This window comes from Janthinobacterium agaricidamnosum, assembly GCF_003667705.1.
In the GTDB taxonomy this organism is placed as follows: Bacteria; Pseudomonadota; Gammaproteobacteria; order Burkholderiales; family Burkholderiaceae_D; genus Janthinobacterium.
This window is the reverse complement of record NZ_CP033019.1, coordinates 2605371-2627461: the sequence shown is the minus strand read 5'-3', so window position 1 is coordinate 2627461 and position 22091 is coordinate 2605371. Positions and strand designations below refer to the sequence as shown.

Annotated in this window: 13 protein-coding genes; 5 read left to right on the top strand and 8 right to left on the bottom strand. The window is 61.2% G+C overall.

The features are described 5' to 3' along the window. Positions 1 to 15 precede the first annotated feature (15 nt). Positions 16 to 1854, top strand: coding sequence for a HEPN domain-containing protein (locus D9M09_RS28920; protein ID WP_162995640.1), 1839 nt, complete (start codon positions 16 to 18; stop codon positions 1852 to 1854). Positions 1855 to 1986: 132 nt separating this feature from the next. Here the strand turns inward: D9M09_RS28920 and purL are convergent, their stop codons facing one another. Both purL and D9M09_RS11780 read right to left on the bottom strand, forming a co-directional pair. After that, positions 1987 to 6024: a phosphoribosylformylglycinamidine synthase gene (purL, locus tag D9M09_RS11785; RefSeq protein ID WP_121669343.1), complete on the bottom strand. Its 4038-nt coding sequence runs from the start codon at positions 6022 to 6024 to the stop codon at positions 1987 to 1989. A 184-nt stretch (positions 6025 to 6208) separates the two neighbouring features. Continuing rightward, the gene (locus tag D9M09_RS11780) at positions 6209 to 7273 is read right to left on the bottom strand and encodes a GGDEF domain-containing protein (protein ID WP_141749915.1); all 1065 of its coding nucleotides are present in this window, start codon (positions 7271 to 7273) and stop codon (positions 6209 to 6211) included. 350 nt (positions 7274 to 7623) lie between these two features. Here D9M09_RS11780 and D9M09_RS11775 point away from each other — a divergent pair, with 350 nt between their 5' ends. Then, on the top strand, positions 7624 to 9249 hold the full coding sequence (locus D9M09_RS11775) for a response regulator (RefSeq protein WP_070288250.1): 1626 nt from the start codon (positions 7624 to 7626) through the stop codon (positions 9247 to 9249). Between the two features lie 159 nt (positions 9250 to 9408). Here the strand turns inward: D9M09_RS11775 and D9M09_RS11770 are convergent, their stop codons facing one another. Further along, entirely contained in the window at positions 9409 to 10161 is a 753-nt protein-coding gene (locus tag D9M09_RS11770) for an SDR family oxidoreductase (RefSeq protein WP_121669342.1), read from the bottom strand. A gap of 111 nt (positions 10162 to 10272) precedes the next feature. Here D9M09_RS11770 and D9M09_RS11765 point away from each other — a divergent pair, with 111 nt between their 5' ends. Next, complete coding sequence (locus D9M09_RS11765) at positions 10273 to 11196, top strand: LysR family transcriptional regulator (RefSeq protein WP_240453622.1); 924 nt, start codon at positions 10273 to 10275, stop codon at positions 11194 to 11196. A 169-nt stretch (positions 11197 to 11365) separates the two neighbouring features. Here D9M09_RS11765 and D9M09_RS11760 read toward each other — a convergent pair whose 3' ends face one another. After that, positions 11366 to 11668 (bottom strand): HNH endonuclease, encoded by a 303-nt coding sequence (locus D9M09_RS11760; RefSeq protein ID WP_070310833.1) that lies wholly within the window; start codon positions 11666 to 11668, stop codon positions 11366 to 11368. A 454-nt stretch (positions 11669 to 12122) separates the two neighbouring features. Between D9M09_RS11760 and D9M09_RS11755 the strand changes: the two genes are divergently transcribed. Then, on the top strand, positions 12123 to 12734 hold the full coding sequence (locus tag D9M09_RS11755) for a hypothetical protein (protein ID WP_139142906.1): 612 nt from the start codon (positions 12123 to 12125) through the stop codon (positions 12732 to 12734). Between the two features lie 218 nt (positions 12735 to 12952). Here D9M09_RS11755 and D9M09_RS11750 read toward each other — a convergent pair whose 3' ends face one another. From D9M09_RS11750 to D9M09_RS11740, 3 genes are all read right to left on the bottom strand, one after another. Further along, entirely contained in the window at positions 12953 to 13588 is a 636-nt protein-coding gene (locus D9M09_RS11750; RefSeq protein ID WP_121669340.1) for a TetR/AcrR family transcriptional regulator, read from the bottom strand. Between the two features lie 11 nt (positions 13589 to 13599). After that, the gene (locus D9M09_RS11745; RefSeq protein ID WP_121669339.1) at positions 13600 to 16026 is read right to left on the bottom strand and encodes a membrane-bound PQQ-dependent dehydrogenase, glucose/quinate/shikimate family; all 2427 of its coding nucleotides are present in this window, start codon (positions 16024 to 16026) and stop codon (positions 13600 to 13602) included. A gap of 299 nt (positions 16027 to 16325) precedes the next feature. After that, positions 16326 to 17372 (bottom strand): NAD(P)-dependent alcohol dehydrogenase, encoded by a 1047-nt coding sequence (locus D9M09_RS11740; RefSeq protein ID WP_070218675.1) that lies wholly within the window; start codon positions 17370 to 17372, stop codon positions 16326 to 16328. A gap of 178 nt (positions 17373 to 17550) precedes the next feature. Here D9M09_RS11740 and D9M09_RS11735 point away from each other — a divergent pair, with 178 nt between their 5' ends. After that, entirely contained in the window at positions 17551 to 18504 is a 954-nt protein-coding gene (locus tag D9M09_RS11735) for an AraC family transcriptional regulator (RefSeq protein ID WP_121669338.1), read from the top strand. On the opposite strand, the gene D9M09_RS11730 is transcribed toward D9M09_RS11735, so the two are convergent. Continuing rightward, positions 18486 to 22058, bottom strand: a complete 3573-nt coding sequence (locus D9M09_RS11730) for a hydantoinase B/oxoprolinase family protein (RefSeq protein WP_121669337.1) — start codon at positions 22056 to 22058, stop codon at positions 18486 to 18488. The two genes, D9M09_RS11735 and D9M09_RS11730, sit on opposite strands and share 19 nt — an antisense overlap. Between the last annotated feature and the right edge of the window lie 33 nt (positions 22059 to 22091).

Sequence of the window (22091 nt, the reverse complement as noted above, 5' to 3'; positions counted from 1 at the left end):
AATTAAGAGGCGAAAATGGCGATTAATAGAGTTTTATCTACACATGCAAAAACATGGGGCTGCGAAGAAAATGAGACAATGCCATTACTATTGTTTGTTCAACGAGCTCGGCAGCTACTCCTTCACACCAGTAGCCTTTTATGCCGAGCAGACAGAGCAGCACCATTTACAATTTGCAGAGAAATAAATTACTTAATTAGGCAACAGAAGGAGACCCCTCATAGCTCAACTAGCGCTAACATTCGACTTCTATTGGATGAATTAAGAGAATCACTACGTGAAGATTCAATCGCGACAGAATTAATTGGCGATAGAATGACATATATCAGTGAGTCACTCCTATCGGATAATGATATAAATAATCAACTAGAAGCCGCTCAAATACTCAAAAATAGATTAGCACAGAAACGTTATTTCGATCATTCATCAGAAGCAATAATAAAAATAATAACGTCGGGAGGAAAAGAAAAAGATAAATTAATAAAACTCACAGAAGGATTTATTGCAGGCATACGAGATGCCGGATATCCGGCACAAACAATATATCACCTACTTAACGTATCATTTCTTGATAAAACAAAAACTCCAATGGATGCCAAAAGTCGCCTAGAGAAATTCTTCTCAAATTTCGACTTAAAAAAACATTCCTACACAGTATATTTTGGAATATCAGGAATTGCCAGCGGAGTATCAGAAACTTTTGCATCGATAGGCAGCACCATTCAAAAAAGAACATCGGCTGATGCTGAGAATATTTTGGATAAATTTCCTGCGACAACAAAACGGTTCTTTAATGAACATGAATGGGAGTCAATTGTGTGCTTCGAGAAGGTTCAAGCACTTGACCCTCAATCAGCAAGACAAATATCTGAACGCAGGTTGCGCTTATTAGATGATCTTTTAAAATTTTCGATTCATAGCCAACGTTTCCTTATCGAAAATCCAGCTGTAGTATCAATTGAAGGAAAAGATGGTTCACCTGTTCACTCCAATCGACCCAGACCACCAGTGCTGCGAGTCCCACATGACCCAACAGGGATTGAGAAAGAGACGCTTTTACAGTTCTCTTCTATTTTCCGCATGTCGGAGGCTGGAAGTGTAAATAGGTTTATCCGTGCACTTGAACTACACGGAACGGCTCTTTCTGCACCAGAGGATGAATCTCAATTATTAAATATTTGGATTGCTTTCGAGACGCTATTTGTTCGAAAAGGTGATACATCAAAAATAAAAGAGATAATGGATGCAGTTGAACCATATATAAGTGGACGATGGATATCATACCAATTCGCAGAACTTTGGTCGGAAATAGTGGACTCGCATTTAACTCACTGGAATGAGGCTATTGAAAAATTTCCAGAATTAAATATGGGCGAAAATCATTATGGATTCGCCGCAGCAATATCCATAAAAGAATACGAGGCCCCGATGACGGAATTTTTGAGAAAACTAGACTGCAATCCTCTTCTGAGACAAAGAATATTTTCCTGCATAAAATGGTGTCAATCAGCAGGAAAGATATCAATCCATAATAAAAATATTTCAGACAGAATAAAATATGATATTAATAGAATTTATCGAACAAGAAACCAAATTGTTCACAATGGAAAGAGCACCGATGGATTAGGTGAAATTGTACAATGTGCTCACTATTATCTAGATATAATATTAAATATACTATCCATAATGCTTGGTCGACCGGGTGGGCCACGAACGATTGAACAGGCCAACATAGAAGCACTAGTACAGAGAAATGTATATCTCAAAGACCTTAAAGATATCTCAAAAAATGACACTTGTTGCGATAGAAGCAATTACACAACCTTGCTTTTTGGCCGAACACTTATTGATTAATTTTCAGTATTAACACAGAAATAGAAAATTAGGCATTTAAATACAAAAGCCGCTATCTCCCGACAGCGGCTTTCTCATTCCTACCCAGCAACAGCGCCTTGACCCAAGGTGCCGCGCTGAAAGCTAACTAAATTACCCCACAAACTTCCGTGCATTCCTGAACATGCGCATCCATGGCGAATCCTCGCCCCATGCTTCAGGGTGATACGACTGCTGGACGCTGCGGAACACGCGCTCCGCGTGCGGCATTAACACTGTAAAGCGTCCGTCTGGCGTGGTGACGGAGGTGATGCCTTCCGGCGAGCCGTTCGGGTTGTACGGGTAGGCTTCCGTGGCGGCGCCCTTGTTGTCGACGAAGCGCATGGCTTTCGTGACCTGGGTGATGTCGCCCGTTTGCGAGAAGTCGGCGTAGCCTTCGCCGTGGGCGATGGCGATGCCGGCTTGGGTGCCGGCCATGCCGTTGAAGAAGATCGATGGGGAATCCATCACTTCGACCATGGCAAAGCGGCCTTCGAATTTCTCCGACTTGTTGCGCGTGAACTTGGGCCAGGCGTGGGCGCCGGGGATGATGGATTTCAGGTTGCTCATCATCTGGCAGCCGTTGCAGATGCCGAGGCCGAAGCTGTCCGTGCGGTTGAAGAAGCGCGCGAACTGTTCTGCCAGGCTGGCGTTGAACAGAATCGTTTTTGCCCAGCCTTCGCCCGCGCCCAGCACGTCGCCGTACGAGAAGCCGCCCACGGCGATGACGCCCTGGAAGTCGTCCAGTTTCACGCGGCCCGCAATCAGGTCGCTCATGTGCACGTCGACGGCCGTGAAGCCTGCCTGGTGCATCACGTAGGCCGTCTCGATGTGCGAGTTGACGCCCTGCTCGCGCAGGATGGCGACACGCGGACGCACGCCGGTGGCGATGAATGGCGCGGCGATGTTGTCGTTCTGGTCGAACGTGACGATAGGCGACATGCCCGGGTCTTGCACGTCCAGCAGGCGGTCGTATTCGGCGTCCGCGCAGGCCGGATTGTCGCGCAGGCGGGCGATGCGCCAGCTCGTTTCGCTCCACAGGCGGTGCAGGTCCGCGCGCGGCTGGGTGTAAATCAGCTTGGCGTCGCGCGTGAATTCGATCACGTCGCGGTCGTTCAATTTACCGATGATATGGCTGCAGGCGCCCAAATTAAACGTGCGCAGCACGTCCATGACGAGCGACTTTTCTTCCGCGCGCACCTGGATGACGGCGCCCAGCTCTTCGCTGAACAAGGCACGCAGGGTCAGCTCGTTGCGGCGTTCCGCCACCTGGCCCGTCCAGTTCTTGGCGTCGCCCCAGTCGCTCGAATGCTCGCCTTCCATGGTCAGCATGTCCAGGTTGACGGACATGCCCGTGTGACCGGCGAAGGCCATTTCCGTCAGGGTGGCGTACAGGCCGCCGTCCGAACGGTCATGGTAGGCCAGCAGCTTGTCGTCGCTGTTGAGCTTTTGGACGGCGGCGAAGAAGCCTTTCAGGTCTTCCGCGCTGTCCACGTCCGGCGTTTCATTGCCCAGCTGGCCCATGACTTGCGCCAGGGCGGAGGCGCCCAGGCGGTTCTTGCCGCGACCGAGGTCGATCAGGATCAAGGACGTATCGCCCTGGTCCGTTTTCAGCTGCGGCGTGAGCGACTTGCGCACGTCCGTGACTGGCGCGAACGAGGAAACGATCAGGGACACCGGCGACGTGACGGATTTCGCCGCGCCCGTGTTCTCGTCTTTCCAGGTCGTGCGCATCGACAGCGAATCCTTGCCGACGGGGATGCTGATGCCCAGCGCCGGGCACAGGTCCATGCCGACGGCTTTCACCGTGTCGTACAGGGCCGCGTCCTGGCCAGGCTGGCCGCAGGCGGCCATCCAGTTGGCGGACAGCTTGATGTCGGAAATGTCGGCAATCGCGGCGGCGGCGATGTTGGTGACGGCTTCGCCCACGGCCATGCGGCCGGAAGCTGCCGCGTCGATGACGGCCAGCGGCGTGCGTTCGCCCATGGCCATCGCTTCGCCCAGATAACCTTCAAAGCTCATGGTGGTGACGGCGCAATCGGCCACCGGCACTTGCCACGGTCCCACCATCTGGTCGCGCACGGTCATGCCGCCCACGCTGCGGTCGCCGATGGTGATCAGGAACGATTTGTCGGCCACGGTCGGCAGCAGCAGCACTTTTTGCGCTACGTCCACCAGGTCCATGCCCGTCAGGTCGATGGCCGGGAAATCGTTGGCCACATGGACCACATCGCGCTGCATCTTGGGCGGCTTGCCCAGCAAGACGTCCATCGGCATGTCGACCGGTTCGTTGCCCAGTTCCGGGTCGATCAACTTCAGTTGACGTTCTTCGGTGGCCACGCCCACGGCGGCGAACAGGCAGCGTTCGCGTTCGCACATGGCTTTGAACAGCGGCAGGCTTTCCGGCGCGATGGCCAGAACGTAGCGTTCCTGCGATTCATTGCTCCAGATTTCCTTCGGCGCCATGCCCGATTCTTCCAGCGGGATCTTGCGCAGGTCGAAAATCGCGCCGCGCTTGGCGTCGTTGGTGATTTCCGGGAACGCGTTCGACAAGCCGCCCGCACCCACGTCGTGGATCGAGATGATCGGATTGTCCGCGCCCATTTGCCAGCAGGCGTTGATGACTTCCTGGGCGCGGCGTTCCATTTCAGGATTGCCGCGCTGGACGGAATCGAAGTCCAGGTCGGCCGTGTTGCTGCCGGTGGTCATCGACGAGGCGGCGCTGCCGCCCATGCCGATGCGCATGCCCGGGCCACCCAGCTGCACCAGCAGGCTGCCGACGGGGATGTCGTTCTTGTGCGTGTGCTGCGCCGAGATATTGCCGATGCCGCCCGCGATCATGATCGGCTTGTGGTAGCCGAACACGGCGTCTTTATCTGCGCCGACGTTCTGCTCATACGTGCGGAAGTAGCCGCCCAGGACTGGACGGCCGAATTCGTTCGAGAACGCGGCGCCGCCCAGCGGGCCTTCGATCATGATCTGCAGCGGCGACGCGATGCGTTCCGGTTTGCCGTATTGATCTGCATCCGTACGGCCCGCCAGCGGCGCCGTCACGGAAGCGGCCGTTTCCCAGCTGCGCACGGCGTCCGGCAGCGACAGGTTCGACACGGTGAAACCGGTCAAGCCAGCCTTCGGCTTGGCGCCGCGGCCCGTCGCGCCTTCGTCGCGGATCTCGCCGCCCGCGCCCGTGGAGGCGCCAGGGAATGGGGAGATGGCCGTCGGGTGGTTATGCGTTTCCACCTTCATCAGGGTGTGCGTCAGCTCCGTCGATGCCGCGTATTCGTGGTTCGCACCGCGCGGGTAGAAGCGCGAGACCGTGGCGCCTTCCATGATGGACGAGTTGTCGCTGTAGGCGACGACGGTGCCTTTCGGCTGCAGTTCGTGCGTGTTCTTGATCATGCCGAACAGCGACTTCGGTTGCGCCACGCCGTCGATGGTCCAGTTGGCGTTGAAGATCTTGTGGCGGCAATGCTCGCTATTCGCCTGCGCGAACATCATCAGTTCCACGTCCGTCGGATTGCGGCCGGCCTTGGTGAAGGCGGCATCCAGGTAGTCGATTTCGTCTTCCGACATCGCCAGACCCAGTTCCGTGTTCGCCGTTTCCAGCGCGCGCTTGCCCTGCCCCAGCAAGTCGATCGATTCCAACGGACGCGCTTCCAGCGTGCGGAACAAGTCCTTGGCGTCGTCGGCGCTGCGCAGCACGGATTCCGTCATGCGGTCGTGCAGCAGGTCGGCCACGGCCTGTACTTGCTCGTCCGTCAGTTTGCCGGCGCCGATGGCGCTGCCCAGGATGCCCGATTTCAGGTTGATGCGGAAAGCGATGCCGCGTTCGACGCGCTTGATGTGCGCCATGCCGCAGTTGTGCGCGATGTCGGTGGCTTTCGAAGCCCACGGCGAAATCGTGCCGAAACGGGGGATGACGAAGAATTCTTCGGCAGCGCCTTCCGTATTGTCGGCCTGGGCCGGCTCGCCGTACGTCAGCAAGGCGCCAAGGCGCGTGCTGTCGCCGGCCGTGAGGGGCGCGCTGGCATCGATGAAATGGACATAGCGTGCTTGCACGGCAACGATCGCAGGCGAGACGGCTTGCAGTTGGCTTAACAGACGGTGGCTACGGAAATGGGACAGGGCATTGGAACCCGGCAGTATCAACATGATTGGAAGGTGGTTGATGCAGCGTGGCTGCGGGTTAAAGGTAGGTATGACAATATCTTTCGTACGGCAAATTTCCTTTGCGCGCATTATACCCGTTTTACCCCTGCTTTATTACCGGAACTTATGGCTTTGCGGCCATTTTGCCCCTGAAACCGGCAGTTTTTGCCAACTTGCAACAACAGGATCAGGCAATCACATAGCGGTTCTTCCCCTGGCGCTTGGCCAGGTACAGCGCCTCGTCGGCCAGGCGGTAACTGTGGCTCAGCTCCTTGTCCCGGTCCAGCTCGGCCACGCCCACGCTGATCGACACGAACTGTGCCGCATGGAAAGCCTGGCTGACGGCGGCGACCAGGGCGCCGGCGAAGGCGCGCACGGCCTCGCGGTCGCCCGCGTAGACGATGCCGAATTCCTCGCCGCCCAGGCGTCCGCACAGATGGCTTTGCGCCTTGTCCGCGATGATGGCGGCCGTGCGCATGAGCACCGCGTCGCCCGCGTCGTGGCCCTGCTGGTCGTTGATGATCTTGAAATCGTCGATGTCGATCATCAGGAAATGCAGCATGCCGCCCTGATGCGCACCGTGCATCTGCTGGGCGCGCTGCGTGAACATGCGGCGGTTGTTCAAGCCCGTCAGGCTATCTTGGAAGGCCAGCCGCGTCAATTCCACCTTGGCGTGATAGTTACGCAGGCGCAATAAGCTGAAGCTGACGTTCAGCGCCAGCCCGAACAGCACGCTGACGGCGATCATCAACGGCACCCAGGGCTGGTCGGGCAAGCCAGCGTTGACGGGATACAGGCCGTGGCCCACGTTCCACCACACGCCGGCCACCACGGCCAGGTAGCTGAGACCGCCATTGAAGATGGAAGCGATGGCCAGGGTCATGAAGACACCCACGGGCAAGACCCAGAAGCTGGCGTGGTGGACAGCATCGGCCATGGTGCGCAAGCCGAAGGTCAGTGCCAGCACGGCGCAGGCCCCCGTCATGGTCAGCACGGGCAAGGTGGTGCAGCGGGCGCGCACGGCCAGGCTCGCCAACATGCCCAGCAAGGCCAGCACGGCGTGCGTCAGGTTCGGATGGTAGGCCGGCGGCATCAGCAGCCAGGCCAGGCTGAAGGCGATGATGCCCATCACTTGCGTGATCAGGCCGACCCGGTGCAATTCCGCAAAATACGTATGCTGCTGTTCGCTGTTGCCGCCAAAGGCAAGGGGAACGGCAATGCGCCGCAAGGTAGACAGTTCAGGAACGCGCATGACGGGTATCGACACCAGAGAGGGATAAAGCGCCCGTTAAAGCCTTGCGCATGCCTTGCCGCGACGTGGTGCGGCATGCAACAGGTGTTGCATTTTAGAATACTATCACGGTAGTCAGGGAATGGCCGGAAAAACAGGCGCCCGCACTGTCGCAAGGGGCGCTCGTGTCATGAAATACAACGCCGGACGGCGCTGCACGCGCCTGCCCTTGCGCACGGCACCCGATTGCATGCATTTTGCTGGCAGTGTCGGGCGGCTTTGCAGTATGCTGATAAAAAACAATACTGCCAGGCAGCTACATATAAGAAGAGTTCCCGCAAATGACCGAACAGATGAACGAGAGCTGAACCATGCCAGAAACTAGCGACTTATCTGTCCTGATCGTCGACCCGAACCCCAGCATGCGGGGCAATCTGCACAATATGCTGAACCAGGCCGCCATCACCAAGGTGGAATATGCCGTCAATGCCGGCACGGCCATCCGCTTGCTGATGAAGAAACCGTTCGACATCATCCTGTGCGAATACGACCTTGGCAGCGGCACGGATGGCCAGGATGGCCAGCAATTGCTGGAAGACTTGCGCCACCATAAGCTGATCGGCCTGTGGACGATCTTCATCATGCTGACCTCGGAGGCCATCCACAGCAAGGTGATCAGCGCAGCGGAGCTGACCCCGTCCGACTACATATTAAAACCGTTCACCGTCGACGTGCTGAGCGGCCGCATCGCGCGCGCCATCGAGCGGCGCGCCGTTTTTCTGCCCACGTATCAGCTGATCGACAAGGGCGACCTGCGCGAAGCCGTGAAAAGCTGCCGCGCGGCCGAACTGCAGCACCCGCGCCTGGCGGCCGATTTCGCCCGCCTGCGCGCCGAACTGCACATCAGCCTGGACGAATGGAAGGAAGCGGAACAGCTCTACGCCGACATGCTGGCAACGCGGCCCATGGCCTGGGCGCACCTGGGCCTGGCGCGCACCCTGTTCGAACAGCAGCGCCACGAGGATGCGCAGGAAGCGCTGCTGGAACTGGTGGAGACCTATCCCCGCTTCATGGCCGCCTACGACTTGCTGGCGCAAAACCACGAAGCCATGGGCCAGCAACTGCAGGCCAAGAAAATCCTCGAGGACGCGGTGGCCATCTCGCCGCACATGGTGCGCCGCTTGCGCCACCTGGGCGGCATCGCCTTCGACACGGGCGACATCGGCGCGGCCGAACGGGCCTACAAGCAGGTCGTGACGAAAGCGAAGTACTCCGAATTCCGCGACCCGGAAGACCACGTCAACCTGGTAAAAACGCTGGTGAAAAAGGGCGACGCGCCGCAAGCGAGCGGCGTGCTGCGCGACATGGAGCGCTCCCTGCGGGGCAGCGCCAACGTGGAAGCATGCCGCGCCATCTCGGCCGCCATGCTGCATGAACTGTCGGGCAACGACATCGCCGCCGCCACCGAACTGCAACTGGCCGCCGCCGCCCTGGACGACGCGCGGGGCCTGTCGACGCAGCTGAAGGTGGGCCTCGTGCAAAGCTGCCTGAAGAACAACCTGGAACAGGCCGCGTCCGACGTCATGATGAAACTCGTCAACGAAGCCGACAGCGACGTGACGATGGAAGCGGCCGTCGACGTCTTTGAAAAAGCGGGCCGCCACGACCTGGCGCAAGGCATGGGCCAGCAGATCACGAACCAGGTGCAGGAATTGATGCAGGATGCGGCCAGCAAGGCGGAAAGCGGAGAACTCAAGGGCGCCGTCTTCGTGCTGCGCCAGGCCCTGCGCAAGACGCCGGGCAACCTGCCCGTGCTGTTCGCCTCCGTCGAGGCCATCCTGCGCCAGCTCAACATGCTGGGCTGGGAAGCCCCGCTCGCTGAACAGGCGCAGCACCAGATGCAGGTGATCCGCAAGATCGACCCCAGGCATCCGCAGCTGGAGTCGCTCAAGCAGCAGTATGCGGCTACGCAGCACAAGTATGGTATTGCGACCTGACTCTTGCCTGTGCCCTGCCTGTCAATCGACAACAAGCCTTTCGACAAGGTGGGCCGTCCCTTCGCCGCCGTTTGCGCAATTTGAATACTCTGTTTCAAAATGAAGCCCGCTCACGCATTCGGAGCGGGCGCATCCGTATAGTTCGGCAGTTGTGTGACGTCAGCCGTTAAGCGTACGGCCGCCGTCAACGATGATTTCGGAGCCGACGGTCCAGCGGGACTCGTCGGAAGCGAGGTATAACACCGCCTTGGCCACTTCCTCCGGCGTGCCGAAGCGGCCGAACGGAATCGTTGCGACAATGTCCTTGTTGAGTTGATCGCGGTAGGCATCCGGGATGCCGAGCTTGTCGTACAGCGGCGTTTCGACGGGGCCGGGACTGACGGCGTTGACGCGAATGCCGCGTGCCAGCAGTTCGCCCGACAGCGTTTTCGACAAGTTCAGGAATGCGGCCTTGGTTGCGGCATATACCGATGAATGCGCCGAGCCCACGTGCGCGCTGACCGATGTGTTGAGCACCACCGATGCGGGGTTCGCGAACACTGGCAGCAGCGCCTGGATCAGGAAATAGGGACCCTTGACGTTGATGTCGAACGATCGGTCGAACATTTCCTCCGTCCACGCTTCGATCGGCGTCCAGACGGATACGCCGGCGTTGAGAAAGGCGATATCGAGCTGGCCGTAGTGCGCCTGGACGGCGCGCGCCAACTCCTGTTGGGCGGCGACATTGGCGGAATCGGCGCGTAGCACGAGAACCTCGGCGCCAAGTTCTTTCCTGGCCTTCTCGATCGATTCCGGAGTGACGCCGGTGACGATGACGCGTGCGCCTTCGGCGAGAAACTGCCTGGCTGTTTCGAGGCCGATGCCGCTGGTGCCGCCGGTGATAAGAGTACGTTTTCCTTGCAAGCGGGACATAAAATTCTCCTGTAGGTGATTCAGGGTCAGCCAGCATTGGCTGACCTGCCGTGGGAAGAACTATGCGCCCATGCTTGAAATTCGATAAGATCGTATCTTTGCATATAATTCATGCTCCAATTGCATGAATCGGGGAGAGTAACTTTGGACCGGTTTCTTTTGATGACATGCTTCGCGCGCGCTGTGGAGACGGGGAGCTTCTCCGCTGCCGGCCGCGACCTGGGCCTGGGGCAGCCCAACGTCAGCCGTCATGTGGCGGCATTGGAAGAGCATCTGCAGACGCGGCTGCTGCACCGCTCAACGCGCAAGCTTGCCCTCACGCCCGAAGGGGAACGCTACTATGCGGAAGTGCGGCGCATCCTTGACGCCGTCGACGAGTCCGAATCGTCCTTCAGGGAGAACGTCGATCCGTCCGGATTGCTGCGCGTCGCGTGTCCGACCGCTCTGGCGCATGCATTTGTGTTGCCGCATGTCCCCGCCTTCCTGGAGCGCTATCCCGGCCTGGCGCTCGATCTCCAGATCAATGATCGCTATGTGGGTCTGGTCGATGAAGGAGCGGAACTGGCAATTCGGATCGGCCATCTGGAAGACAGCGCCCTGCGCGCGCGGCGCATCGGCCTGTTCGAGCGCGTGTTTGTCGCCAGCAAGGGCTATCTCGCCAAACGCGGCGTGCCGGTCACGCCCGATGATCTGCGCGGGCACGATTGCGTGATCTACACCCTGCTGTCGTCGGGTGCCACATGGCGCTTCCGCGATACGGAAGTAGCAGTATCGGGAAAGGTACGGGTAAACTCACCCGAGGCCGTGCGCGAACTGGTCAATGCGGGACTCGGTATCGGACATGGGCCGCAGTGGCTGTTCGAGGAAGGACTCAGGAATGGCAATTTGCAGCTGCTCCTGACGGCGCACACTGCCCTGCCCGTCCCGGTTCAAATCGTCTATGTCGCAAACAGGCTGCTGCCAACGCGGGCCATCGTGTTCATGGACTTCATCGCGGAAGCGTTTTCAAAGGTACCGGCACTGAACATCCGCTGAGCAGTCTCTGGTGCGATAACGCCATTCTTGCGCAGTGATGGATGGTGCTGCCAGCGCCAGCCGCATGTGAAATGGATGGTCAACAACTGCTGTGCCAATGTCCGCCGCTTGCCGCCGCAAGCCAGAGCGGTGCCGTGAACACCTGTTCACGGCGCAGGGCAAGGTTCGATCAGCGCGGGAGTTTATACCGTACCAGCAGCGTCGGTCCCTTGCCGCCGGATGGCGTCAGCAGAATCTCGTCACCGGGCTGCATCTCTTCATACATCACCGTGCAACAGGTCGGCATCGAGTGGCCGCGCGCCGGATACACGCCAACGTCCGTGTGCAGGGTCGCAGCGCGTACGTCCACGCTGGACTTGCCGGCCTTTCCTTCTTCTTGCAACTGCTTGCGCAGTGCGGTGACGAAGTCCCCTTTGCTGAGCCTGGCAGGTGCCTGGCTGGCTGGCGGGCGAGTGCTTGCATCGTTTTTCATGGTAGTTTCTTTCAGTGTATACATTTCCGCCACTATATCATTCGCCCCTGGCGCAACGCGACCCGGGGGCGGAACGAGTCCATCGCCCCGGCCGGAGCAGCCGCGGCAGAGCGCCTGCTTCTGCGCGTGATAACGTCACAGTTGGCGACAACAGCCTGGCCCATCTTCTGCCGGGAGCGCTCGATGGGACCGGCGATTTTGCATGCTGATGATGCAGTTGCCATCAGAATCGGCGCGACATGGCGTCTGGCGTCTGGCCCAAGCAGAAGCTTGCGCTGGCCGCTTGACTTTAGCGTACTCCAAGGTGCTGCGACCACCGATAGAATCCGCCGCCACAAACGGCCATTCACGTTGAGGTGACAATGCGTGACTTTTCTCGCTTGATAATTCGTTATGCTCGTGGGCCGCTGGCGGCCAGCAGCGGACATTTAAATACTACTGCGGCACCGCAGCCATGGTGGAAGTTTTCTTAAAATTTTCGCCCAACACTTTGTTCCAGCGAACACCGCAAGGAACACCTGAACCAACCGGGAAGCTGACAATGAAGCTCATCCAGCACGAACTCATCCAAGTCTTGGAAACTGGCGCAATACCTCCCACCTTGGCGGCGCGTCTTCGAAACCCTGATGACCGATTGGCGATGTATGGATTCATCGTTGATCGAAAACCCCAGCAATTCCGGCAATTGTTGCTTCGTCTCTTCGATGAAGAGATTGCATTCCGGAATGCGCTGTGGGACGGAACTGTGAAGGACAATGGGGCGTTTTCCGAATGTATCTACCACTGCGCATTTCTGCTTTACTGCTGCGCAGAGCCAAGCGATACGGTGAATATATGGAGGGCGCAGTACCTTAATCAGGACATTGGTGAGCTAGATGGGTGGTATTTCATCGGCGCTGGGCTTAATGAGACTTTGTCGTACCTCGAACGTACTAATGACCAAACGTCGGCAGCCATCGCCGAATATATCGAGAATTGGTCATCTTACATTTCGCCTGACTCGCTTTCTGAATGGCAGCAAGGTCGCCGAAATTGGATTCTTGATGATGTTAGCTGCTTGGACTGATTAGTTTGTCAGCTCGCCGCCCAAAGCGTGAGCGCGGCTAAATTTACAGGCTGAATGATCGCTTAGACGCTTCCTGAACTTCCGGTTTGGGGCGATAGCGGACGTACACGGCAGTCAGCGACACGACAGTCAGCGACAGGATGACCGGCGGGTTCTTGGCAGGAGTGATGCTATGGCTAAAGCATGCTGCCCGATGGGCTCAAGTCTCTTTTCGCCGCTTACCTGCGCTCCACCCTCGCCACCACCAGCTCGATCAGCTCCGCGATCAAGGGCCGGAACGTGGCGGCATCGCCGCCCCGCCCCAGCATTACGGTGCGCGTGGTCAGGTGCGAGAAGACGGCGTCGAACAGGATCTGCGGCAGATTGGAAAACGAGGTGTCGGGCGCGATGCGGCCCTGGGCGCGCTGCTGCTCCAGCAGGCGCAATATCAATGCGTGCCACACTTGCGGGCCGTGCTCGTACCAGGTCTGGCCCACGGCCGGCACGGCGGCCGCACCCGTGACGACGAGGCGATAAAAGTCTACATGGCGGGGGCTGGTGACGACCGCCACCAGTTCATCGAGGATCAGCTGCAAACCCTGCTCCAGGCCCGCCTGCGACGTATCGAGCTGGCGCAGCGCGATGATGAAGTCGGCGCACAGGTACTCGACCACGGCCACCAGCAGTTCCTGCTTGCTGCCGAAGTAGCGGTAGGCGGTGGCTTTCGAGCCGCCCGCCTCGGCCACGATGGCGTCCATGCTGACGCCGTCGTAGCCGGAGGCGAGGAAGAGGCCCGCCGCCGCCGCCAGCAGCTTGCGCCGCCGCTCCTCGCTTCGGGTACTCGGGGAAGCGGGAACGGTGCGCAACTGGGGCATGAAGCAAACTCTTACTGTGTCTTGGGAAGCGCGTATGCTATCACGTAATCCCCCCGGTCCGGGCTCTGGCGGGCGCCGCCCGCGACCACCACGACGTACTGGCGGCCCGACCTGGGCGACACATACGTCATCGGCGTGCCTTGCGAACCGACGGGCATGCGCGCCTTCCACACTTCACGGCCGGTGGCGATATCCATGGCGCGCAAATAGTAATCCTGCGTGCCCGCATAAAACACCAGGCCGGACGCCGTACTGACGCCGCCGCCCAGGGTCGGCATGCCCAGCGGGATGGGCAGGCTTGCGCGCACGCCGTGAATGACGGCATCGCGCACCGTGCCGGCCGGGCGCTCCCACACTTTCGTGCGCGTTTTCAGGTCAATGGCGGCAAACACGCCCCAGGGCGGGCTTTGGCACGGTATGCCCAGCGGCGAATTGAAGGCCTTGTGGTCGATGACGAACGGCGTGCCATCCATCGGATAGGTGCTGCCCACGCCGTGGCCCGACGTCAGCTTGGCCACGTCCACCGTTTCGCGCGGCACCAGCCTGACCACCTGCGGCATGCGGATATCGTTGACGAACATATAGCCGTTGCCTTCATCGACGGCAGCGCCGCCCCAGTTGAAGCCGCCATAGTAGCCCGGGTAGATCAGCGTCTCTTTTGTGCTCGGCGCCGTGAACTCGCCCTGGTAATTGAGCTTGCGGAAGCTGATGCGGCAAACCAGCTGGTCGAAGAAGGTGGCGCCCCACATGTCGCGTTCCGTCAGCGTTTCCGCGCCGAGGGCCGGCATGCCGGTCGAATATGGCTGCGTTTTGGATACCCAGTCGCCGGCCGCATGCTCTTGCGGCACGGGTTTTTCCACCACGTCCGCAATCGGCTTGCCCGTGCGGCGGTCCAGCATGAAGATCTGGCCCCGTTTGGTCAGCTGCACCAGCGCGGGTATTTTTCCACCCTTGCCGTCCGGGACGTCGTACAGGGCGGGCTGCGCGGCCACGTCGTAATCCCAGATATCGTGGTGAACGGTTTGATACGTCCAGCGCTCGCGGCCCGTGGCCATGTCGAGGGCGACGATGGCCGACGAATACTTCTCCGTCAGCGGCGGACGCTTGCCGCCCCAGAAGTCCGGCTGCTCGTTCCCCGTCGGCAGGTAGACCAGGCCCAGCGCATCGTCGAACGCGGGCGCCGACCACATATTCGGCGTGCTGCGCGTGTAGGTCTGCCCTTCCGGCGGCAGCTTCGTGATGGCCGGATTACCGAGGTCCCACGCCCACACCAGCTCCCCCGTGTCGGCGCTGTAGGCGCGCACGACGCCCGACGGTTCATCGGTCGAGCGGCCATCGAAGACCCAGCCGCCGAGGATGATCAGGTTGCGCGCCACGGTGGGCGCGGACGTATAGGCGTAGTACGGCACGTTCATCTTGACCTTGCCCAGGCCGACGGTGAGGTCGACGGAGCCCTTGTCGCCAAAACCCTCGCACCGCTTGCCCGTCTGCGCGTCGATCTCGATCAGGCGCGCATCCATGGTCACCTGCACGATGCGCTTCGCGCATGCGCCCGCCACCGGCGCGCTGGCCGCCTGCATGCCCTCGAACTGGAACGGCTTTGTCACTTTCACCGGCTCGTAGTAGCCCACGCCGCGGCAGCGGTTCCACGTCTTCGTGTTGGCCGGCTTCGGATCGAAGGTCCAGCGTTCCTTGCCCGTGTCCGCGTCGAGCGCGATGACCTTGCTCGTCGGCGTGCAGGTATAAATGGTGTCGCCGATCTGCAGCGGCGTGTTTTGCGATTCGGATGCCCCTTCGGCCAGCTCGCCCGAGCGGTAGGTCCACGCCACCTGCAGCTGGTCGACGTTGGCCTTGCCGATCTGCGTGTACGGCGCGAAGCGTGTGCCCGACGGTCCATAGCCGTAATGCGCCCAGTTGGCGCTGCCGTCATTGATGGCCGCCACCGCATCCTGCTGCGGCTGCGCCGTGGCCTCCGTCACGCCATGCGGCTTGAACATCGAGGCGAAACCGGCCGCCAGCACGACGGCAAACAGGGCAGCGAAACCGCGCGACTGGCCACTGTGTGAACGCCCCGCCAGCCACGGATGCAGCAAGGCGGCCACCAGGCCGATGACGAGGAAAGGCGCCAGGCGCGGCACCATGGGCCAGAAGGCAAAGCCGATTTCCCACACGGCCCAGATCAGTGTCGCGACGAGCAGCGCGGCGACGACGGCACTGGCCAGCGGTTTGCGGCGCAGATATAGCACGCCGGCGAGGATGAGGCCCAGGCCGGCCGGCAGGTAATACCAGGAACCGCCAATGGTGATGAGTTCGATGCCGCCCGCCGCCAGGGCCAGGCCGGAGAATCCAAGAAAGATGCCGAAAACCGTCAGGGCAAGCCGCTTGCCCCTGAAGACCGCCGGGATCGCCGGCGCTCCTTTATTTACTGAAGTGTCCATTTTTTATCCATGACGCCTCCCCTGCCCAGGCAAGCACGCCGGGGATGGCTGGTTTTTTAAATCTACGTAGTGAAACTGTACTGTACGGTTTCATTTTATGCCGATTTTTGATGCAAGGAAAGAAAAATTGACATGGGTGCTTGATTTTGGGCGGGAATGGGGAACTGGCGGGGTTGTCCGATTACGCGCGTACGCGCTAATCCGACCTACCGCACTAATCAGGCGAACCGGACCGCTGGACAGGCGTAGGTTGGATTAGCGCAAAGCGCGTAATCCAACAAACACAGGCGGGCCGGGTGTTACAGGGATGCCATATCGATGACGAAACGATACCTGACGTCGCTCTTGACCACGCGCTCAAACGCCTCATTGATATCCTGGATGCGGATGATCTCGATGTCGGACACGATATTGTGCTTGCCGCAGAAATCGAGCATTTCCTGGGTTTCCTTGATCGAGCCGATCATGGAGCCGGACAGGCTGCGGCGCGCGCCCACCAGGCCGAAGGCGTTCACGGGCGGCACGGCGCCATCCGGGATGCCGACGATGACCATGTTGCCATCGACTTTCAGCAAGTTGATGTACTGGTTCCAGTCGATGGCCGCGCCCACCGTGCAAATGATCAGATCGAAGGTGCCGGCCAGCTTGCTGAACGTTTCCGCGTCGTTGGTGGCGTAGTAATGGTCGGCGCCCAGGCGCAGGCCGTCTTCGCGCTTCGACAGGGTCTGGCTCAGCACCGTCACTTCGGCGCCCATGGCGTGGGCGATCTTGACGCCCATGTGGCCAAGGCCGCCCATGCCCAGGATGGCGACCTGCTTGCCGGGGCCGGCCTTCCAGTGGTTCAGCGGCGAATACAGGGTGATGCCGGCGCACAGCAGCGGCGCGGCCGCGTCCAGCGGCAGGTTGTCGGGAATCGACAGCACATAGCCTTCCTTGACGACGATGCTGTCCGAGTAGCCGCCCTGCGTGGCCGTCTTGCCGTCCGCTTCCAGGCCGTTGTAGGTCTGGATCAGGCCTGGCATGTACTGCTCCAGATCCACGTTGCGTGTCTTGCAGGTAGTGCAGGAATCGACGAAGCAGCCCACGCCCACGTGGTCGCCCACCTTGAACTTGCTCACATTGGCGCCGACGGCCGTGACGACGCCGGCGATTTCATGGCCGGGCACCATGGGGAAGGCGGCGCCGCCCCATTCGTCGCGCGCCTGGTGGATGTCGGAATGGCATACGCCGCAGTATTTGATCGAGATGGCCACGTCGTCTTCGCGCGGGGCGCGGCGCTCGAACGTGAACGGTTGCAGTGCGGAAGTCGGGCCCAGTGCGGCGTAGCCTTTGGCGATGGTGGTCATAAAAACTCCTGTATCTGTAATGTGTGGCGAGGGGTGACGCGTGCCGTGCATGCGATTGCACAAGTGTGCCCGAGATGCCCGTCCGCCGTTACCGCGATCCTGCAAGACCTTTGCACGATCCTCCAAATCTGCGTAAGATCAGCCCCTGCCCTCCCTCGCCTCACGCATACTGACCTCCATGTCCACGCCACTTACTCCGCAAGATGAAATCGCCGCCCTGATCATCCGCCACGCGCCGCGCACGGGCGACTTCACGACGGCCATCGGCAACCTGACCTTCCACCGCCAGTCGTCCGTCACGGAATCGCTGTTCCATGCGGCGCGCCCCAGCGTGGCCATCATCGCGCAAGGCGCGAAGGACGTCACCCTGGGCAGCGAAACCTTCCACTACAGCCGCATGCAGTATCTGCTGACGTCCGTCGACTTGCCGGTGCAGGTGCGCGTGGTGGAGGCGAGCGTGGAGCAGCCGCACCTGTGCGTGGTGCTGGGCATCGACATCGCCGACGTGGCCGCGCTGCTCGACAGCGAAAGCGCCAGCGGCGCAGCCGGCGCGGCGCAGCAGAAAATCCTGCCCGCCACGCGCGGCATTTCCGTCAGCGACGTGTCGGCCGAACTGCTCGACGCCATGCTGCGCCTCGTGCGCCTGCTCGACAAGCCGGAGGACATCGCCACGCTGGCGCCCTTGATCCGCCGCGAACTGACCTACCGCCTGCTGAACGGTCCCGTCGGCGCGCGCCTGCGCCACATGGCGCTGGCCAGCAGCCAGTCGCACCAAGTGGCGCAAGCCATCGACTGGATCAAGCACCATTACGCGCAGCCGCTGCGCATCGAGCACCTGGCCGGCATGGCGAACATGAGCATGTCCTCGCTGCACCACCACTTCAAGACGATTACGGCCATGACGCCGATGCAGTACCAGAAGCTGCTGCGCCTGCAGGAAGCGCGGCGTTTGATGCTGGTCGAGCAGATCGACGCGGGCACGGCCGGCTACCGGGTCGGCTACGCCAGCGAGTCGCAGTTCAGCCGAGAATACAGCCGCCAGTTCGGCCGCGCACCCATGCGCGACGTGGGCCAAGTGCGCGCGCAGCTGAGCGGCACCAGTGCTGACCTGGCCTATTCCGTCTTGCCGTAACCGCCGCCGCCCGGCGTCTCGATGACGAACACGTCGCCAGGCTGCATGGCGGTCTTGCCGATATGCGCCAGCTGCTCCACCATGCCGTCCGCGCGCTCGACGTAGTTGCTCCCCAGCGCGCCTGGCGCGCCGCCGTCCATGCCGAACGGCGGAACAATGCGGTTGTTCGACAGGATGGCCGCCGTCATCGGTTCCAGAAAGCGCACCCGGCGCACGCCGCCATTGCCGCCGTGCCAGCGCCCCGCGCCGCCGGAACCGGCGCGGATGCCGTAGCTGTCGAGGCACACGGGGAAGCGCCACTCGAGGATTTCCGGGTCCGTCAGGCGCGAATTGGTCATGTTCGTCTGCACCACGTCCGTGCCGTCGAAGCCGGGACCGGCGCCCGAGCCGCCCGATATCGTCTCGTAATACTGATATTTATCGCTGCCGAACGTGAAATTGTTCATCGTGCCCTGCGAGGCGGCCATCGCCCCCAGCGCGCCGTACAGGGCGTTGGTGATGCAGGTCGAGGTTTCCACGTTGCCCGACACAACGGAGGCCGGATACTGCGGATTGAGCATGGAGCCGGACGGAATGATCACGGTCAATGGCTTCAGGCAGCCCGCATTCAGGGGAATCTCGTCGTCGACCAGGGTGCGGAACACGTACAGCACGGCCGCCATGCAGACGGCGGACGGCGCATTGAAATTGTTCGGCAGCTGGACGGACGTCCCCGTAAAGTCGAGGACGGCGCTGCGCTGCGCCACGTCCACCTTGATCGCCACCTGGATGCGCGCGCCGTTATCCAGGTCCAGCGCGTAGCTGCCATCCTTCAAAGTGGTGATGACCCGGCGCACGGCTTCCTCGGCATTGTCCTGCACGTGGCCCATGTAGGCTTGCACGACAGGCAAGCCGAAATGCGCGACCATGTTATGCAGTTCCTCGGCCCCCTTCTGGTTGGCCGCCACCTGGGCGCGCAGATCGGCCAAATTCTGCTGCGGGTTGCGCGCCGGCCAGCTGGCGCCCGCCAGCAGGGCCAGGGTTTCCGCTTCGCGCAGCAAACCGGTGGCGCCGTCGACCAGCTTGAAATTGTCGATCAGGACGCCCTCTTCCTCGATGCGCGTGGAATCGGGCGGCATGGAGCCGGGTGTGGTGCCGCCGATATCGGCATGGTGGCCGCGCGAACCGACATAGAACAGGATGGCCTCGCCCGCTTCGTCAAACACGGGCGAGATCACCGTCACGTCGGGCAAATGCGTGCCGCCGTGATACGGGTCGTTCAGCATGAAGACGTCGCCGGGCCGCATGGCGCCCGCATTGCGCGTCATGACGGTGCGGATGCTCTCGCCCATGGAACCGAGGTGCACGGGCATGTGCGGCGCGTTGGCGATCAGGTGGCCCTGGGCGTCGAAGATGGCGCAGCTGAAATCGAGCCGCTCCTTGATGTTGACGGAATGGGCCGTATTCTGCAGGCGCAGGCCCATCTGCTCGGCGATCGACATGAACTGATTATTGAAAATTTCCAGCATCACAGGGTCGGCATTGGTCCCGATGGCGACACGCTCCGGCACGGCGACGACTCTGCGCAAGATCAAATGGCCGTGCGCCGTCACTTCCGCGCGCCAGCCAGGTTCGATGACGGTGGTGGCGTTGGCGTCGCTGACGATGGCCGGGCCGTCGATAGTATCGCCGGGACGCAGGCTGTCCGCCCCATACAGGCCGCTGTCGCGCCAGGCGCCGGCGCAGTACATGGCCACCGTCTGCACGGGCGCCAGAGCGCCTTCACGGGGCGCATACGCGGGCGCGGCCGGTTCCGGCGCATCGGACGCGCCGATGGCTTCCACGGAAATGGCTTCGACGATCAGGGCGCGCGCCGGCATCAAAAAGGAAAAGCGTTTTTTGTAGGCCGCTTCGAACTGCGCCTGCATGCCGGCGGCCGTGTCGAACAGCACGACGAGGGCCGTATCCGTGCCTTCGTAGCGCAGGTGCACGCGATGCACGAGCGCGATGCGCTCCCCTTCCACGCCCTGGCGCAGCAAGTCGTCGCGCGCCTGCGCGCCCAAGGTCTCGAAATGGCGCGCTAGGTCCACGGCCAGGGCCGCCTCGATGGCCCGTTCGCGCATGGCGCTCTGGTCGGCCAGGCCCATGCCGTAGGCCGACATCACCCCCGCCAGGCTGTGGATGAAGACCGTGCGCATGCCCAGCGCATCGGCCACGAGGCAGGCGTGCTGGCCGCCCGCGCCGCCAAAGCTGGTGAGCGTATAGTCGGTGACGTCGTGACCGCGCTGCACGGAAATCTGCTTGATGGCGTTGGCCATATTGCCCACGGCGATGGTGACATAGCCTTCGGCCACCTGTTCCGGCGTGCTGTCCACCGTGCGCGCCAGCGCTTCGAACTGGGCGCGCACGGTGGCCGCGTCCAGCGCTTCGTTCGCGTCGGGGCCGAAGACGCGGGGGAAGAAGGCGGGCTGCAGCTTGCCCAGCATGACGTTGCAGTCGGTGACGGCCAGCGGGCCGCCGCGCCGGTAGCTGGCGGGGCCGGGATTGGCGCCCGCGCTGTCCGGTCCCACCTTGTAGCGGGCGCCGTCGAAATGCAGGATGGAGCCGCCGCCCGCCGCCACCGTGTGGATGCTCATCATGGGGGCGCGCATGCGCACGCCGGCGATCTGCGTCTCGAACACGCGCTCGAACTCGCCCGCGTAATGCGACACGTCGGTGGACGTGCCGCCCATGTCGAAGCCGATGACCTTGTCGAAGCCGGCCAGCGCGCTGGCGCGCACCATGCCGACGATGCCGCCGGCGGGGCCGGACAAAATGCTGTCCTTGCCCTGGAAGGCGCGCGCATCCGTCAAGCCGCCGTTCGATTGCATGAATTGCAGGTGCACGCCGGGCAGCTCCATCGCCAGCTGGTCGACGTAGCGGCGCAGGATCGGCGACAGGTAGGCGTCAACGACGGTGGTGTCGCCGCGCGCCACCAGTTTCATCATGGGGCTGACCTCGTGCGACACGGACACCTGCGTAAAACCGGCATCGCGCGCCAGCTGCGCCAGCCGCGCCTCGTGCGCATGGTAGCGGTAGCCGTGCATCAGCACGATGGCGATGGCGCGCACGCCACGCGCATGCGCGTGTGCCAGCGCCGTACGCGCGGACGACTCGTCGAGCGGCGTCACCACCTCGCCATGGGCGCCCACACGTTCATCGATCTCGATCACGTCGCCGTACAGCAGTTCCGGCAGGATGATCTGGCGCGCGAACAGCTGCGGACGGTTCTGGTAGGCGATGCGCAAGGCGTCGCGAAAACCGCGCGTGATGGCCAGCACGGTGGGCTCGCCCTTGCGTTCGAGCAGTGCATTGGTCGCCACCGTCGTGCCCATCTTGATGGCGCCCACCTGTTCCACGGGCAGCGGCGCGCCGGACGCAAGGCCCATCAGCTGGCGCATGCCGGCCAGCGCCGCGTCGCGGTACTGGCCCGGATTCTCCGACAGCAGTTTATGCGTGGCGAGGCTGCCGTCAGGACGGCGCGCCACGATGTCCGTAAAGGTGCCGCCCCGGTCGATCCAGAATTGCCAGTCCATCGTCCTGCCCCCGTGCTTATGTGAGATGGCTAT